This window comes from Spirosoma soli (assembly GCF_042684525.1).
GTDB classification, from domain to species: Bacteria; Bacteroidota; Bacteroidia; order Cytophagales; family Spirosomataceae; genus Spirosoma; species Spirosoma soli.
Map to the genome: position 1 here is coordinate 198916 of NZ_JBHULN010000004.1, position 16286 is coordinate 215201.

The 16286-nt window shown below is 47.8% G+C and carries 13 protein-coding genes and 1 pseudogene; 11 read left to right on the forward strand and 3 right to left on the reverse strand.

The annotated features are described in order from the left end of the window. Positions 1-61: 61 nt before the first annotated feature. The 7 genes and pseudogenes from ACFSUS_RS08705 (at position 62) to argB (ending at position 5841) form a co-directional block, all read left to right on the forward strand. Positions 62-670 (forward strand): hypothetical protein, encoded by a 609-nt coding sequence (locus ACFSUS_RS08705; RefSeq protein ID WP_381521608.1) that lies wholly within the window; start codon positions 62-64, stop codon positions 668-670. A gap of 241 nt (positions 671-911) precedes the next feature. Continuing rightward, the gene (locus tag ACFSUS_RS08710; RefSeq protein ID WP_381521610.1) at positions 912-1529 is read left to right on the forward strand and encodes a hypothetical protein; all 618 of its coding nucleotides are present in this window, start codon (positions 912-914) and stop codon (positions 1527-1529) included. Between the two features lie 12 nt (positions 1530-1541). Continuing rightward, on the forward strand, positions 1542-2270 hold the full coding sequence (locus ACFSUS_RS08715; protein WP_381521612.1) for an alpha/beta fold hydrolase: 729 nt from the start codon (positions 1542-1544) through the stop codon (positions 2268-2270). 132 nt (positions 2271-2402) lie between these two features. Then, the gene (locus tag ACFSUS_RS08720; RefSeq protein WP_381521614.1) at positions 2403-3536 is read left to right on the forward strand and encodes an aspartate aminotransferase family protein; all 1134 of its coding nucleotides are present in this window, start codon (positions 2403-2405) and stop codon (positions 3534-3536) included. Between the two features lie 39 nt (positions 3537-3575). Continuing rightward, positions 3576-3952: pseudogene (locus ACFSUS_RS08725) on the forward strand (GxxExxY protein). 50 nt (positions 3953-4002) lie between these two features. Further along, the gene (locus ACFSUS_RS08730) at positions 4003-4989 is read left to right on the forward strand and encodes an N-acetylornithine carbamoyltransferase (protein WP_381521616.1); all 987 of its coding nucleotides are present in this window, start codon (positions 4003-4005) and stop codon (positions 4987-4989) included. A gap of 69 nt (positions 4990-5058) precedes the next feature. Then, entirely contained in the window at positions 5059-5841 is a 783-nt protein-coding gene (argB, locus tag ACFSUS_RS08735) for an acetylglutamate kinase (protein WP_381521617.1), read from the forward strand. 51 nt (positions 5842-5892) lie between these two features. On the opposite strand, the gene ACFSUS_RS08740 is transcribed toward argB, so the two are convergent. Next, entirely contained in the window at positions 5893-6462 is a 570-nt protein-coding gene (locus tag ACFSUS_RS08740; RefSeq protein ID WP_381521619.1) for a C40 family peptidase, read from the reverse strand. Between the two features lie 303 nt (positions 6463-6765). Beyond that, positions 6766-7221, reverse strand: coding sequence for a cytochrome B (locus tag ACFSUS_RS08745; RefSeq protein ID WP_381521621.1), 456 nt, complete (start codon positions 7219-7221; stop codon positions 6766-6768). Between the two features lie 53 nt (positions 7222-7274). Between ACFSUS_RS08745 and ACFSUS_RS08750 the strand changes: the two genes are divergently transcribed. Then, positions 7275-7604 carry a DUF4286 family protein gene (locus ACFSUS_RS08750; protein WP_381521623.1) on the forward strand — a complete coding sequence of 110 codons (330 nt, stop codon included), beginning with the start codon at positions 7275-7277 and terminating at the stop codon, positions 7602-7604. Positions 7605-7734: 130 nt separating this feature from the next. Here ACFSUS_RS08750 and ACFSUS_RS08755 read toward each other — a convergent pair whose 3' ends face one another. Further along, entirely contained in the window at positions 7735-10089 is a 2355-nt protein-coding gene (locus ACFSUS_RS08755; protein ID WP_381521625.1) for an efflux RND transporter permease subunit, read from the reverse strand. A 357-nt stretch (positions 10090-10446) separates the two neighbouring features. Between ACFSUS_RS08755 and ACFSUS_RS08760 the strand changes: the two genes are divergently transcribed. From ACFSUS_RS08760 to ACFSUS_RS08770, 3 genes are all read left to right on the forward strand, one after another. Then, complete coding sequence (locus ACFSUS_RS08760; RefSeq protein WP_381521627.1) at positions 10447-12039, forward strand: hypothetical protein; 1593 nt, start codon at positions 10447-10449, stop codon at positions 12037-12039. A 263-nt stretch (positions 12040-12302) separates the two neighbouring features. Then, positions 12303-14624 (forward strand): glycosyltransferase family 4 protein, encoded by a 2322-nt coding sequence (locus ACFSUS_RS08765; protein WP_381521629.1) that lies wholly within the window; start codon positions 12303-12305, stop codon positions 14622-14624. 161 nt (positions 14625-14785) lie between these two features. Then, complete coding sequence (locus tag ACFSUS_RS08770; RefSeq protein WP_381521632.1) at positions 14786-16276, forward strand: glycoside hydrolase family 130 protein; 1491 nt, start codon at positions 14786-14788, stop codon at positions 16274-16276. Positions 16277-16286 lie beyond the last annotated feature (10 nt).

Sequence of the window (16286 nt, forward strand, 5' to 3'; positions counted from 1 at the left end):
ATAGAAGATGCAGTTGTTGTGGATGATACATTAAACGTTTATCCTTTAAATCCCGTACTCTATGAGCACATTCTCCAAGCATCTTTTCGCAGCCCTTATGGGGGTCGCTGTTATTTCTTCATGCAGTCGTCCAGTAGCTTATTTTCAGAAAAGCCAACGCGAAAGTTTTAAATCACCAAAACAGGAAACCGTTGCCGTAGTAACGCCGGTTGAAGCTACTCAACCAGCTGAGGTGAGTCCTTTGGCTACTGAGACAGCTCCTGCACCAGCCGAACAAGTTGCCCAGGCCAAACAAGTGATGAATCAGGTGGAGGCTTATGTCCGGAACGATAACAAACTGGCGTCAAACAAGAAATTAACCAATCGCCTTGAGCGGGTTAAGGAGTTGTTGACCGTTTCTGGTGAGAAAGCGGCCGTGTCGACAAATACAGCATCTGCCAAGAAGATGTCGCTGATGGAGCGGACAATGCTCAAGAAGATTGACAAAAAAATTAAGAACCACGTAGCGCCCGACGAAGCAAAGGCGCTGAATCGTAACGCCCGTAATGGTATCATCATTGGAGCCATTGGACTTATCTTATCTCTCCTCTTTACGGGAGTTATCGGTGTCCTTGGTCTGATTCTTTTAATAGTTGGTATTGTACTTATTCTGCTAGGTGTTTTAGAATAGTCAGCTCTTTTCTATAATGATCGGCGTTGATATAGTCAGTGAGACTGTGTGAACGCCGATTAATTTTATGAAGCAATAGCCAAACAAATAGTTAGCAAGCTTTATGAGGCTGCTAATTCACCGTCCCCTTACGTAAGATTTATGTAACATTGTCTGGTTTTCTTGTCTATGGCTTAACAAAGCAAACCATGTTGGGTTGATGGGTTGATAACTACAAGGTTCACCTAACTCAGATGTGTCTATGCAAACCTTAACTAACCGTTTTTTTGCTGCCCTACTGGGCATTGCTACACTTGCTTCGTGCAGCCGCCCGGTTGCGTATTTCCAGCGCGGTCCGGTAGAGCATTACAATGCTCCTAAAATAGAAGCAGTAGCTGCCGTAGCGACCCTAGAGCAAGCCCAGCCTGCGGAGGTTATCGAGCCGACGAGTGCTGCTCCAGCGCTTGAGCCAACACCTGTGCAGCAGGTAGCACAAGCAAAGGCTGCCATGACGCAGATTGAGACTTATGTGCGGAATGACAGCAAGCTAGCAGCTCACAAGAAGCTGAACAAGCGGATGGATCGGGTGCGGAACATGCTCAATACGGTAGCCACCAAAACGCTCTCGGCACCGACAACGTCAGCATCTGCAAAAAAGATGAACCTCCTGGAGCGCATGACTGCCAAACGGATTGACAAGCAAATTAAAAACAAGCTATCGCCCGAGAAGACCATGGCTCAGTCCAGGATGACCATTGGTATTATCGTTGCTGCAGCTGGCTTGCTATTGCTGCTGATTGGGAATGGATTCGGTGCCGTCATTGGCGGTATTGCTCTCTTGGTGGGTGTCGTGTTAATTATCTTGGATCTGGTTCAATAAACAAACCTGCTTATGCCTGAGCCCGCAACGCTGGTTCTCATTCACGGCCACGGCGTAGATGCTTCCATTTGGGACGGCATCTACGCCGATTTGGCTTTAGAAACGTCAGTTCTTACACCAGATTTTGCCCGCCTGACCAACCACACAACTATCGAAGCGTATGCCGAAGACTTGTTGGCCCGCCTGCAAGCAGCGCAGCTAGACAAAGTGCTATTAGTCGGTCATTCGATGGGCGGATACATGGCCCTAGCTTTCGCTGAGCGGTGCCCCGACTATGTGCAGGGACTATGTCTGTTTCACTCGACGGCCTACGCTGACGACGAAGCTAAAAAGGAACAACGTCAGCAAGTCATTCAGAAACTGGACGCTTCTGGAGGCCGGTCCTTTCTCGAAACGGCGATCACAAACATGTTTGCTGCGGAGAACCAGCCGAAGATGCAACAAACAATAGTGCAGTTAATTGATCGGTACAGCGAACTACCTAAAGATGCGCTGCTTGCGGGGATTCAGGCAATTTTATCCCGCCCTGACCGCACGCACGTTATCCAGCAGGCTACGTTTCCTGTATCGATTGTGGCCGGTCGGTATGATCAGCTTGTACCTCTGGAAAAGAGTCAGAAGCTGGCAGAAGTAGTCCCTAACGTAAACCTGACGATACTTGAACATTCGGGACATCTGGGCATGGTAGAAGAGCCTGAGGCCTCGCTGGACGCACTTCGGTCATTCGTTCGCTCTGTATAGCAAAATTTGAAAAGAATAGCGAAAAGGAAGTCTCGTCGGCTTCCTTTTTGTAGTTCGGTCTTTTTCGCCTGATAATCCGTAAACTTGCACCAGATTTTGGAAGTCAGAGTAGGATTGTTACTTTTTTAAGAAATGGCTGAGCTTTTTAACGTTTATCCGTTATACGATATTGAACCGGTTCGGGCGCAGGGAAGCTACCTGTGGGACGTCAACGGGACGCGCTATCTTGATCTGTATGGTGGTCATGCCGTAATTTCGGTCGGGCACACGCACCCTCGCTATGTGCAGGCGATCAGCGACCAGCTGCATAAGATTTCGTTCTATTCAAACTCCGTCCGGATTCCCCAGCAGCAGGAGTTAGCCGATAAACTAGGTGCTCTGTCTGATCACCCCGATTATACATTGTTTTTGTGTAACTCGGGAGCTGAAGCCAACGAAAACGCCTTGAAACTGGCGTCGTTTCATAACGGCCGGACTCAGGTAGTGGCCTTCTCGAAGTCGTTTCACGGACGCACGGCTGGCGCTGTCGCGGCTACTGATAACGCATCAATCGTTGCTCCGGTGAATTACAGTAAACACGTTACGTTTCTGCCCTACAATAACGTTGAAGCGGTTCGGGCGGGCATAACGTCGGAGACCTGCGCCGTCATTATCGAAGGCATTCAGGGGGTAGGGGGCATTAACGTAGCGACTGATGAATTTTTGCAGGCACTTCGTCAGCGTTGCGACGAGACAGGCGCTGTCCTAATTCTCGATGGCGTTCAATGTGGCTACGGACGTTCCGGTAAGTTTTTCTCGCATCAATTCAGTGGTATCAGGGCTGATATTATCTCCATGGCGAAGGGAATGGGTAATGGCTTTCCTATCGGTGGCATCCTGATTTCTCCTTCATTTAGGGCGAGCTACGGTTTGCTGGGTACTACCTTCGGCGGAAATCACCTGGCTTGTACGGCTGCCATTGCCGTGCTGGACATCATGAAAGACGAAGGGCTGATGGAAAATGCCACGCGTATGGGTAATTACCTGATGGACGGCATTCGGCAGATTGGTGGTTATAAAGAATTACGCGGCCGCGGCTTGATGATTGGTATCGAATACGATTTTCCGGTTGATGCGCTGCGTAAGACGCTGCTGTTCGAGCACAAGCAATTCACGGGTGTAGCAGGTAAGAATATCATTCGTCTACTACCTTCTTTAGCGCTTGGCATTGACGAAGCCGATCAATTCCTGGAAGCGTTAGGAAAAGAAATGAAGGTTGTTCATTAACCGCAAAGGCGCAAGGTAAAGCGCAAAGGGCGCAAGAAAATGACCGAAAATGAAATTGCCAAAATCACTTTTGAGTGTTCGTTAAAAGTACATCGGCGGTTAGGGCCAGGGTTACTTGAGTCAGCTTACGAGAGTGTCTAAACTATGAGCTAAGTAATGTCGGCCTATCTGTCGAACGTCAAAAAGGGCTTCCACTTGTGTATGATAGCATCAAACTCGATGTCGGTTACAGAATTGATTTGTTGATTGAGCAGAAAGTAATCGTCGAGTTAAAGGCAGTAGAAAGTCTTAACGATGTGCATACGGCACAAGTAATCACATATTTGAAGCTCTCAGGCTGCCGACTTGGCTTACTCATAAACTTTAATGTGGCCTTATTAAAAGATGGAGTTCGACGCTTAGTTAACAATCTATAACTTCTTTGCGACCTTTGCGCTATCTTTTGCGCCTTTGCGGTTAAATAACAATGACCAACTTTCTCTCCCTAGCCGACGTCACTGACCTTAATGCACTAATACAGTCTGGCCTTGACGCTAAAGCCAATCCTTTCGCCGACCAACAATTAGGCAAGAACAAGACCATCGGTTTAATTTTCTTTAATTCGAGTCTACGCACTCGGTTAAGCACGCAAAAAGCAGCTCAGAACCTGGGTATGAACGTCATGATCATGAACGTTGGCCAGGATAGCTGGGGACTGGAAATGGAAGAGGGCGTGCTTATGAATGGTGATAAAGCCGAACACGTTCGTGAAGCAGCCGCCGTAATTGGCCGCTATTGTGACGTTATCGGGATTCGGGCCTTTGCCGAGTTGAAAGACCGTGATAAAGATTATCAGGAGCAGGTAATGCACCAGTTTGCCAGGTACGCCGGTACGGTGCGCCGTCCGGTGCCAATTGTCAATCTGGAGTCGGCAACACGTCATCCACTACAATCATTGGCCGATTGTATCACGATTGAAGAATCGAAAGCGAAATTAAGCCTGGCTCGTCCGAAAGTAGTGCTGACCTGGTTACCGCATTTTAAACCCTTGCCCCAGGCGGTGGCTAATTCGTTCTGCGAGTGGATGAATGCCCGGGCAGCCTCGGGTGACGTAGAGTTCGTGGTGACGCACCCCGAGGGCTACGAGCTGGCCCCCGAGTTTGTTGGAAACGCTAAGGTCATTTATAATCAAGACGAAGCGTTTGCCGGGGCAGATTACATCTACGGAAAGAACTGGTCGTCGTATACACAGTACGGGCAAGTATTGACCCAAGATCCTTCGTGGGCCGTCACAATGGACCATATGAACCTAACCAACAATGGGAAGTTCATGCATTGTTTACCGGTTCGGCGTAATTTAAAAGTGGCGGATAACGTCCTCGACAGTCCACAATCCTTGGTGATTGAGCAGGCTGCCAACCGTGAATGGTCGGCCCAGGCTGTTTTAAAAGAGATCCTGCAAAATTTAGCGTAAGCAGAGAGGAATGGATGTGAAGCATCAAGAACACGTTTCCATTAATTCACACCTCTGTGTTTAAAAACAATGGATAATCTTACTGTTATAAAAATAGGCGGGAATGTCATCGACGATTCTGCTGCTTTACAACGTTTCCTGACGGCTTTTGCTAAGCTGGCTGGTCCGAAGCTACTCATTCACGGCGGAGGGAAAATTGCTACTCAGATAGCGGCTAAGCTGGGTGTCGAAACGACCATGGTTGACGGGCGCCGTATTACTGACCAGGCTATGCTCAACGTAGTGACGATGGTGTATGGAGGTTTGGTCAATAAGCAAATAGTGGCTAAGCTCCAGGCGCTGGACGTAAACGCCATTGGCCTTACCGGAGCCGACGCCAGCACTGTGTTGTCTGAGAAGCGCCCGGTTAAAGACATTAATTATGGATTTGTTGGCGACATTAAAGAGGTTGATTCAGGACAAATCCAGTTCTTTCTCCGTCAGGAATTGACTCCTGTGTTTGCGCCCATCACATACGACGAGGTGGGTAACTTGCTAAACACAAATGCCGACACAATGGCGTCGGCGATTGCGGTAGATATGAGCCATCACAACAGTGTAACACTAATATACTGTTTTGAGAAGAAGGGAGTTCTGGCCGATCCCAATGATGATAGTAGTGTAATTTTAGAATTGACACCTACTTTGTATGCCGAGTACAAAGCCGCCGGAACCATCAATAAAGGCATGATACCAAAGCTGGATAACGCTTTTCAGGCCCTGCAACAGGGAGTCTCGAAGGTAATTATCTGCCATGCTGATGAAGTTGCTTTGGCAGTGGAGCAAGGGGCAGGCACTACACTGAAACAGTAAAGCGGCTTTCCTGCCGCTATTGAAACAAGAAAAAAGCAGCTGGGAAGCTGCTTACTTTTCTGCCAGCAAATGAACGACGCGACGAACGCCCATAAATCGTCGTTTGTAATAATCGGCGTGAAGGTAGTCGTAACGAACGCCACCGTTCCAGGCGGAATGAATAAATTTTACTCGGTTACCAACCACTTCTGTGATCAGACCAACATGGCCAATTCGACTGCCTCCTGAACTGTGTCCTTTGAATAAGATCAGATCGCCGGGTTGCGCTTCGTCCTTGTCAATAGCCTGGCCAACGTTGCCCTGGGCAGCGCTGGAGTGAGGTAATGAAATGCCGAAATGTTTAAAGCAAAACCGGGTGAAGCCCGAGCAATCAAACCCGTGGGTGGTAGTACCGCCAGAGCGATAGCGAATGGTGAGATGTTTTTTGGCAAAGCTGATGACGTCACTAACGAGTGGGATCTGCTCGTAAAAGCTTACGTTATCAGAGGTTACGGCGGGTACTTCAGCTACAGTGGGTGTTCCATTGATTACGGTGGGTACTTCAGTTACGGCGGCTACGGTTTGAGCTTGAACGATGCCAAACGAGACAACACAAACTGTTGTCAGGAGCATTTTCCTCATCATTAATATAGGTCAAATTCAAATTACGTGTTATAAAAGTATTGAATTGTGGAATTATTGCCAAATAAATGAGGAATATATTCTACACTTTTAATGTAGTTGGTGAACGTATAAGATTATAATTTATTGATAATTAGATCATTATATAATAGAAAATAAGTAAGATAAATAATAATTTAATATAGAAGATGAACAAATTGCATAGACTCTGATGTCGTAATTTTTTAAGTTAGAAAAAACTGGCCCATGAGGTGGAGATGACTCCACCTCATGGGCCGCTTATGAGCACACTATATTAGTTAATTAAAACCAACCTGCACCAGCGACTCTGAATGGCCAGGGGATAGCTAACAAGATGAGTAATAGACCTAGACCATAAAATATAGCAACCATACGATGTTTACTTATGGCGTCAGTGAGCCGCTTGTGTCTGGAGTAACCAATAGTCACAAGAACAGCAGCAATGAGCATTGTTGTAATGTGCTCTACTGTATAAAACCGGTAGAACTTGTCCATGGCCAGGTCAAAATTGACTTTGGGACTACCGCCAGCGCTTGCCGGAATTAAATACAATAGCAAGCCGCCCGTTACTTGCAGGTGCGTTGCAATCAGGGCGAACAAATACAGCTTTCGATTGCCATCTGTGTATGAGTTTTTAGCGCTAAGCCGTTGGATGGCTATAACTACGGCGGCTACCAGCAGGATGAGCACAATCCAGCGCAATCCGGAATGGGCATGTCGGAGAATATTGTAAAGCATTAATCAAACGAGTTAGAATTGTTCGGACAAAGAAACAACCAAATGGCTAACTTATGCAGAGAATCGTTTGTTTGGGTAGTATGATCCTCTACAATACTACCTACAGTGTGGCCAGTGAAATTGCTTCAGACTGGCTCCGCTGGATGAAAGCGTTCTATCTGCCAGCCGTAATGGCCACTCAATTACCAGTCAGTTACCGAATGCTCCGTCTTCTTACCGAGCTTGATAACGGGGGCGTGACTTATTCTGTGCAATTTGATTTCAGAACGATGGATGACTACTCATCATACCAACATCTCCACGCCGATGCTATGCAGGAGCGGATTAAGCACCGCTTTAGCAACCAGTTCCTGTCATTTGATACGCTGCTGGAAGAAGTTTAAAACCTCGTTAGCTCCCTAGTCGGGCATAACCTTGGTTGGCATAGTCTTCAGACTACGTTCAACCAGGAAGCCGGTAACGGCCGAACGCAGTCTCCAGACCGCAACCAACTGAAAACTATTGCTAACCCGTCTAAACGTTTACCGAAGCTTGCTGGCTTCTTCTCTTGTTCACGGTTAACAAAAACGCCGGTAGTAAAATCAAATTAGACGCCATACCCATCAGCAGCGTAATAGAAACCAGAATGCCAAGTGCCACTGTGCCCTGAAACGTTGATGCGGTGAAAATGGCGAAACCCGCAAACAAAATCATGGCGGTGTAGAACATACTGATCCCCGTATACCGAATGGTCTCCGATACGGCTCGTTCAAGGCTAAGTTTCTGATTACGTAACTCATCGCGATACTTTGTGATAAAATAGATCGTGCCATCCGATGAGATACCAAACGCAATGCTGAAAATCAGGATCGTAGACGGCTTCAGGTGAATACCGCAGAAGCCCATAATACCCGCAGTAACGATTAAGGGCACAACGCTTGGCAAAATAGCAATCAGGCTCAAACGAATGTCGCGTAAAAGAATGACCAGAATTACCGAAACCAGTACAATCGCCAGTACCGTACTCTCGGCCAGGTTCGTTAACAGATAGTCGTTGCCTTTAGTAAACACGACGCTGTTGCCTGTAATATGGACGTCGTACTGTTCATCGGCGGCTACGCGTTTACCCGTTGCCCGATCTATATTGAAAATAGAGTCAGCTTTGGGTTGAAGTTCGTTCAGGAGCTGTGTCGTACGCACCGTGCCAACATCGGGCATTTGAAAGCTGACTCGGGTGTATTGCTTAGTGCTGTCTAAATAACCCTTGAAGCGGCTTTCGGAGCCTTTCAGCTGAGGGGCGTAGCTGGCTAACTGATTTAGCTCTAATGCCCCTGGCAACGCAAAATATTTAGGGTCGCCACCTCGGTAAGCCTGATAGAAAAACTTGATGGCTTCTACCAGCGAAAGCGGTCGTGTGAACTCGGTATGCTTGCTGAACTCGCGCTCGAGCAGTCTGATCTTAGTCATCGTCTGGGGCGATAGTACTCGGCCCGGACGTTTGGTGTCAATGCTCACTTCAAAAGGCATCACCCCTTTAAAACGGCTTTCAATAAACTTTAAATCAGTGTAGATCGGGTCATTTTTAGGCAGGTCATCAACTACATAACCAATGGCGTTGATACGTAGTGCACCAACGATGGCAATGCCCGTTACGACGGCGATAAAGGTATAGATGGCTGTCCGACGGGTGTGCGCTATGCGGTCAACCCAGGTTAAGAAACCACTGACTTGTTTTCGCTCCAGATGGCCACGCTGTTTAGGCGAAGGTGTTGGTAAATAGCTGAAAATAATAGGAATCAGGATCAGCGATACCGCATAGGTCGTCATGATGCCGAAGGCCGCGACCAGACCAAACTGTAGCAGGAGAGGACTTGCGGTGAAATAAAAGACAAAGAAGCCAATGCTCGTCGTGACGTTGGCGAAGAAAGTCGTTTCGCCTACTTTCTCGGTGGCAATGGCTATCGCTTCTTCTCGACTACGTCGCCGGTTTAGCTCTTCGTGGTATCGGTTCAGCAGGAAAATAGCGTTGGGAACACCGATGACAATGATCAGTGGAGGAATGAGGCCAGTCAGTAACGTAATGTCGTACCCAAACAAAACGATATAGCCGGTTGCCCAGATAACACCCACGCCCACAACCGCCAGCGCTGCAAAGACGACGGTTAACGAGCGGAAAAAATAGAACAGAATGACCGCTGTTACCAAGAAAGCTAAGCCCATAAAGAGGCTCATCTCCTTGCTCACCTTAGCCGAGAATTCCGTTCGGATGTAAGGCATGCCTGACATGTGCACGGTTAACTTATGCTGAGTGCCAAACGAATCGGCGACGGCTTCAACCCGACGAACTATATCAATTCGACTCTTGGTGTTGACTAATTTTTGGTCGAACGTAACGGCCATCAGGTGCGCCCGGCCGGTACTGTCTGAAACCAAACCCCGGTAAAAGGGTAAGGCGGCAATCTTATCGCGCAGACTATCTACGCCAGCCTGCGTTGTCAGGGGGCGAGGTACAAGCGGCTTAATGCGAAACGTATGCGCCGAATCATCACGGACGATGTCGTACAAACTAGCATTTGATACTACATCTTTAATTCCTCCAATAGCCCGTATCTTCTGACTCAAGTTATACCAATCGTTAAAGAAGCTAAGCCGATACATACTATCTGATTCGATGCTCAGCACCATCACGCTGCCATCCTGCCCAAAGCGGGACTTAAAGGCTTCGTAACGCTGGAACTCCGGGTCACTAACGGGCAGAATTTTAGCGAGTTCGTAAGAGAGTTTTACGCGGCTGGCCTGGAAGCCCATAAAAATTGTGCCGAGCAGTACGACGGCTACCAGAGCCACCCGATTGGAAAGGATAGATTGAGAAATGCGCTGCCAGATCATTCAAAGAGGTCGGTTCGAGGTTTGACGTGAAACGGTATGAATACGTAACGTCAAACGTCAAGTTTTGAACGTAAGTAAGGCCGCAAGTTAGGCAAAAAGGGTGGGGATTAACGAAGACAAAATAGTATTTGGACGGATGTAACCAGTGTTGTAGATTACCGACAAATTTTCATTTGTTCACTGTTTAAACACTATAGTATGGTTCCTTTTTACCGGTTTCTTTTTATTGTAAGTTTAGTAGCAACCTGTTGTGCCACCACTTGGGCTCAAAACAATCTAGTAATTACAGGCCCAGAGTCAGCGACACCAGGAGGAAGTAATACCCTGATTGGCTTGGGTGTCGGTCAATTCATAAATGTGAAAAATGCTCAATCAAATGTCTACGTTGGTGGGGGAGCTGGTGGAGTTAGTCAGGGATCGAATAACACTTTTGTAGGTTACATTGCTGGCTTACGGTCAAACGGTAATGATAATACGTACTTGGGTTACTGGGCAGGCTACTCGCTAGGAGGTAATCAGAACGTTGCTATTGGTAAGTATGCTGGTTATGGTGGAGGCATATATGCAGACATATCTAAATCTCGTGGTTCATACAACGTGTACCTTGGAGCATCCGCCGGTTATAATGGATATGCTGATGGCGTTGACCATAACGTAGTCGTTGGTGATTCAGCAGGTTTTAACAATACTGCCGCTGGCAATGTGTTCATTGGCAGCAAGGCTGGGTACGCTAATACAACTGGAGCTACGAATACATTCACTGGGTACAATGCTGGTTTGGCTAACACCACCGGAGAAAGTAATTCCTTTTTTGGATGGTCATCCGGACGGAGAAATGAAACAGGAAAGCATAACGTGTTTTTAGGATACTATTCTGGATACAACAATCAGAGTGGCTCTTTTAACGTGGTCCTAGGCGCACAGGCAGGACAGGCAAATACCAGTGGCTCATACAATGCATTCATGGGTTATTACACAGGAAGTGCAAATACAACAGGCCATGACAATGCATTCCTAGGGTATAGGTCTGGATACAACAATACTATCGGTAATTATAATTTGTTTTCGGGCGGTTATGCAGGTGCTGCCAACAAAACCGGCTCTCAAAACACTTACCTCGGCTACCAATCTGGCTACAACGCCGTAGCTGACTCGAATACGTTTGTCGGGTATCAATCTGGCTACAGCACGACGACTGGTAAAGGCAATACGTTCTTTGGGACGTTATCAGGTAAAGGTAATGCCACAGGAAGCCATAACACCTTCGTTGGCAACGGAGCTGGTCCGTCTAATGGGAATGGCGATGACAACGTTTATATCGGCTATACCACTGGCAACCGTGATGGTGGCTCGCGAAACACCTTCCTTGGCACGGGGGCTGATGCCTTAGCGCAAAACCTGACCAACGCAACCGCCATTGGTGCGGGGGCGGGCGTATCGGTTAGCGATGCGGTTGTGCTGGGTCATAACGCCAATGTGGGTATTGGCACGAGCGCTCCTACAGCGCGACTGCATGTACGTAGCGAACGAATTGATGATGCAGGAATACGGCTGGAAAACCTGACGAGTCATAGTCCGGCTGTAGCACAAACCGATAAAGTGTTAACCGTGAACGAGCGGGGCGACGTGTTGCTGGCCCGGCCCACTATGGGGAAGTTGCTCGTGAAAAGCCCTGCTGACTGGGCAGATCGGGTGTTTGAGCCTGGTTATCAACTCCGGCCTTTAGAGCAGGTAGCCAAATATGTGAGCGTCAACAAACACTTGCCCGGGGTTCCTTCCGCCCAAGAGGTCGTCAAGGACGGCTACAACGCTTCGACCATGGATGCTGCGTTACTAGCCAAAATTGAAGAAACAATGCTCTATATAATCGAGCTTAAAAAAGAGGTGAACCAGCTTCGACAACAGAATAAGCAGTTACAACGCACAATCCAACGCATAAGAAAACAATAAACTAGGCTGTTAAGTCGCTTAACCTATCCCGTTCGTAAGGCAAAAGCGTGCCCGAACGGGATATTTACTTTTTAGCCTATTTCAATATAAATTATGTTTAAAAGCAGTTATGCATACGTATTATTTGCTTAGTGAAGTTAAAGCATAGAATATGTCATTTAAATGTTTGGTTTTGGCAAACAAAAGTGAGGCTAAGGCGCTTATTACCATGTGTTAGTAGTACTTGGCTTTTTCCAGTAACATACTATACCCATTCAACGATTATGATAAATCATCAGAAAAACTCAGTAGTGTGGGATCACAAGCCTAAAAATGTGGCCTTCATTGGTGATTACTTACCTCGTCAGTGTGGGATTGCCACATTTACGTCCGACCTCTTTACATCTTACGACTCATTCATTCCCGACTCCAACGCTTTAGTCGTATCCGTAAACGATACACAGGAAGGTTACAACTACCCCAGTGAAGTTCGGTACGATTTCTACCAGCACGACCAGGAGGCTTACCGCAGAGCCGCTGAATTCCTTAATTCTAAAGATGCCGACGTTGTTTGTCTGCAACATGAATATGGTATTTACGGTGGCCCGGCTGGCAGTTATATCCTGACTTTGCTACGTAATCTGACCATGCCCATTGTGACGACATTTCACACAATTCTGAAAAGTCCGAATGAAGAGCAACTGCTGGTGTTAAAAAGCATCGCCGATTTATCGTCACGGGTGATTTGTATGTCTGAAAAAGGGCGCGATTTCCTGATTAATATTTACGAGGTTCCCGCTGAGAAAATAGATTTGATTCCACACGGTATTCCGGACATGCCGTTTGTCGACCCTCATTTTTACAAAGACAAATTTGGCATGGAGGGTAAGCAAACACTGCTGACGTTTGGTTTACTATCGCCCAACAAAGGCATTGAAAACGTAATTAAAGCCTTACCACGTATTGTTGAACAAGTGCCGAACGTGGTTTATATGGTGCTTGGCGCCACCCACCCTAACTTAGTAAAGCATGAAGGTGAAGTATATCGCGAAAGCCTGAAACAACTAGCGGCTGATCTGGGTGTTCGTGATAATGTCCGTTTTTACAACCAGTTTGTTGAGTTAGACGATTTACTAGAGTACCTCGGATCGGCCGACATTTACATAACACCTTACCTTAATCCCGCCCAGATTACGTCTGGTACGCTATCCTACGCGTTTGGTTGCGGAAAAGCAGTTGTTTCCACGCCTTATTGGCACGCCGAAGAGCTACTAGCCGACGGCCGGGGTGTGCTTGTTCCGTTTGGTGATTCGGACGCTATTGCCGAAGGAATTATAAACTTACTCGTTGACGAATCCAGTCGCCACGTCATTCGTAAAAAAGCGTACATGATGGGCCGCGAGATGATCTGGGAGCGGGTAATTCAATCGTATGCCAACTCATTTGCCCAGGCCCGGCAGGAGCGGATGAGCATCGTTAATAATCAGGCGCCTTACACCATGGGTGGTATGGGCAGTGCTGCGGTTAAGCTGCCCGCCATACGGCTTGATCACCTCTACCGAATGACCGATTCGACCGGTATTGCTCAGCACGCCCGGTATCATCTTCCGTTTTATGAGGAAGGCTACTGCACTGACGATAACGCTCGGGCATTAATTCTGGCGCTCACGCTTCAGGAAGCTGGATTAGGCGATCGGCAACTTGCACAGGCGGCTGATAACTACTGCGCATTCCTAAACCATGCGTACACGGAAGAGCACCATCGGTTCCGTAACTTCATGAGTTATGACCGTCGCTGGCTCGAAGAGTTTGGCTCCGATGACAGCACCGGCCGCACCATCTGGGCGCTTGGTAGTTGCATTGGCCGGGCCACCGACCGTAACACCGTTACGTGGGCCATGAGCCTCATCGAGAAAGTGCTGCCAACCGTTGTCGATATGACCTCACCACGAGCTTGGTCGTTTGCATTGCTAGGCATCTATGAGTATCAGAAAAAATTTAACGACGACCGGTTAGCCAAGAATATTCAGCGACAGTTGCTAAATAAACTGCTGTTCTGCTATACAGAAACGGCAACTGAAGACTGGCCCTGGTTTGAGAATACACTAGCTTACGACAACGCCGTACTAGCACACGTATTTGTGCGTTCGGGGGATGAGCGGTTGGTGCAAATTGGGCTGAAGTCGCTGCGTTGGCTGATCAATCTACAAACGGCTGACCGGGGGCATTTCCAGCCTATTGGCTCAAATGGTTTCTATACAAAAGGAGAACCACGGGCTTATTTTGATCAGCAACCACTGGAAGCGCAGAGTACCGTTTCGGCCTGCATTGCCGCCTTTAACGTGACCGGAGATGATGAATGGTATCGCACCGCCATCCGTGTCTTCAAATGGTTCTCGGGACTAAACGACCTTGGCCTTCCCCTATACGACCAGCAGACTGGGGGGTGCCGCGACGGTCTGCACATTGATCGGGTCAATCAGAATCAGGGAGCAGAGTCCACGCTGTCTTACTTGCTGGCGCTGGCTGAGTTATACACTTTGCAAAAGGATCGAACCGAAAAAAAGTCAGTTGACGTAGCGATTTCGACACTAGTAGATAGCTAGTAGGCCGCTACAGAACGAATAGGGTTATAAAGTTGTCGGATAAGCCCATTTATTTGGGTTGATCTCCGCAACTTTATAACCCTATAACTTTAGGCGGTCACCTTGTTTTCGGCTGCGCTTTCGTTGTATTTTGTATTACCAAAAAATTGTCTTCAACGCAGATGAGTATAAAAGCAACCCGCACGGGTATTGTTCTCCGGCCCGATCCAACGCGTGTCTTGTTTCGTCCTTTTGATTTAGGAAGCACTACCCGGACCTTGAAAATCATTGCGCGGGTAGGAGCGATGAGTGACGACGAAGCTGAGCGGAAGCTGGACGAGGTTATCCACGAATTTGGTGGGCGTCACTATAAGCTCGAACGCTTCCTGCTTCAGCGATTTGAGCAAATCAAACCCCAGTTATTAACCGACGAACCATTGACATTGGAGCGAAAGCTCTTACTGGGGGCCTATTTTACAATGGAGTACTCGCTCGAATCAGCGGCCTTGTTTAATCCGTCGATGATTTGGCACCCCGACCAAAGCAATGTACCGCCGGGTTACAAACGCTTCATCCTGAGCTTACGGGCAACGGGGGAGGGGCATATTTCCTCCATATCGTTTCGAATGGGCTACATTGATCAGGAAGGAAAAATCGTTCTGCGGAAACCTTCGCGTTACGTAACATCGCCCGAGATTGTGCAGAACCACCGATTTAACCGGGCGCAGTTTGAACGCAAGCTGTATGAACTTCGATTGGAGAACAGTATTCAGGAAAAAATGATGGCAGGCCTGGGTGACGAGTTTAGTCTTTCCGAGCTAGATGCGCAAATCAAGCGAGTGTCAGCACAATATCGCTACAATGCCGAGTATGAAACCATTGCTAGCGGACTATTGGCGTTGGCCCGGTCGAACTACGAAATTCACTTTGAAGATGATCAGAGCCTCGACGAGCGATGTATTTTCCCGACCTCGCCCAACGAGACAAACGGAATTGAAGATGCCCGTTTTGTGCAGTTCATCGACGATGATGGCGAAGTAACGTATTATGCAACCTACACCGCCTACAACGGTCGCGTAACGTTTCCTCAACTGCTGGAAACAAAGGATTTTACGCACTTTAGCATCAGCACGCTGAATGGGGCTGAAGTTTCTAACAAAGGTATGGCCTTATTTCCGCGAAAAATCAACGGCAAATATGCTATGATTTCGCGGCAGGATGGGGAGAACATCTACCTGATGTATTCGGATGATCTGTATTTCTGGCAAACCAAAGAGTTGATCTTAAAACCAACCTATCATTGGGAGTACGTCCAGTTGGGCAACTGTGGTTCGCCCATTGAGACCGAAGCCGGTTGGTTGGTATTAAGCCACGGCGTTGGCCCAATGCGGAAATACGCCATCGGGGCTTTCTTGCTTGATTTGAATGACCCCAGCAAAGTCATTGGCCGCACGACAGAGCCTATCCTGAGCCCCGACGAAAACGAGCGGGAGGGTTACGTCCCCAACGTAGTGTACAGCTGTGGTGGGCTTATTAATCAGGGAGAGTTAATTATCCCTTACGCTATGGCTGATTACGCCAGTAGCTTTGCTACTGTAAATGTTGATGAGCTGCTGGCCGAACTAACAGGGGCGAATAAGGCTGAACAAGTAACTTCGGAGCAGGTCGTTTAGTGATTTCTAA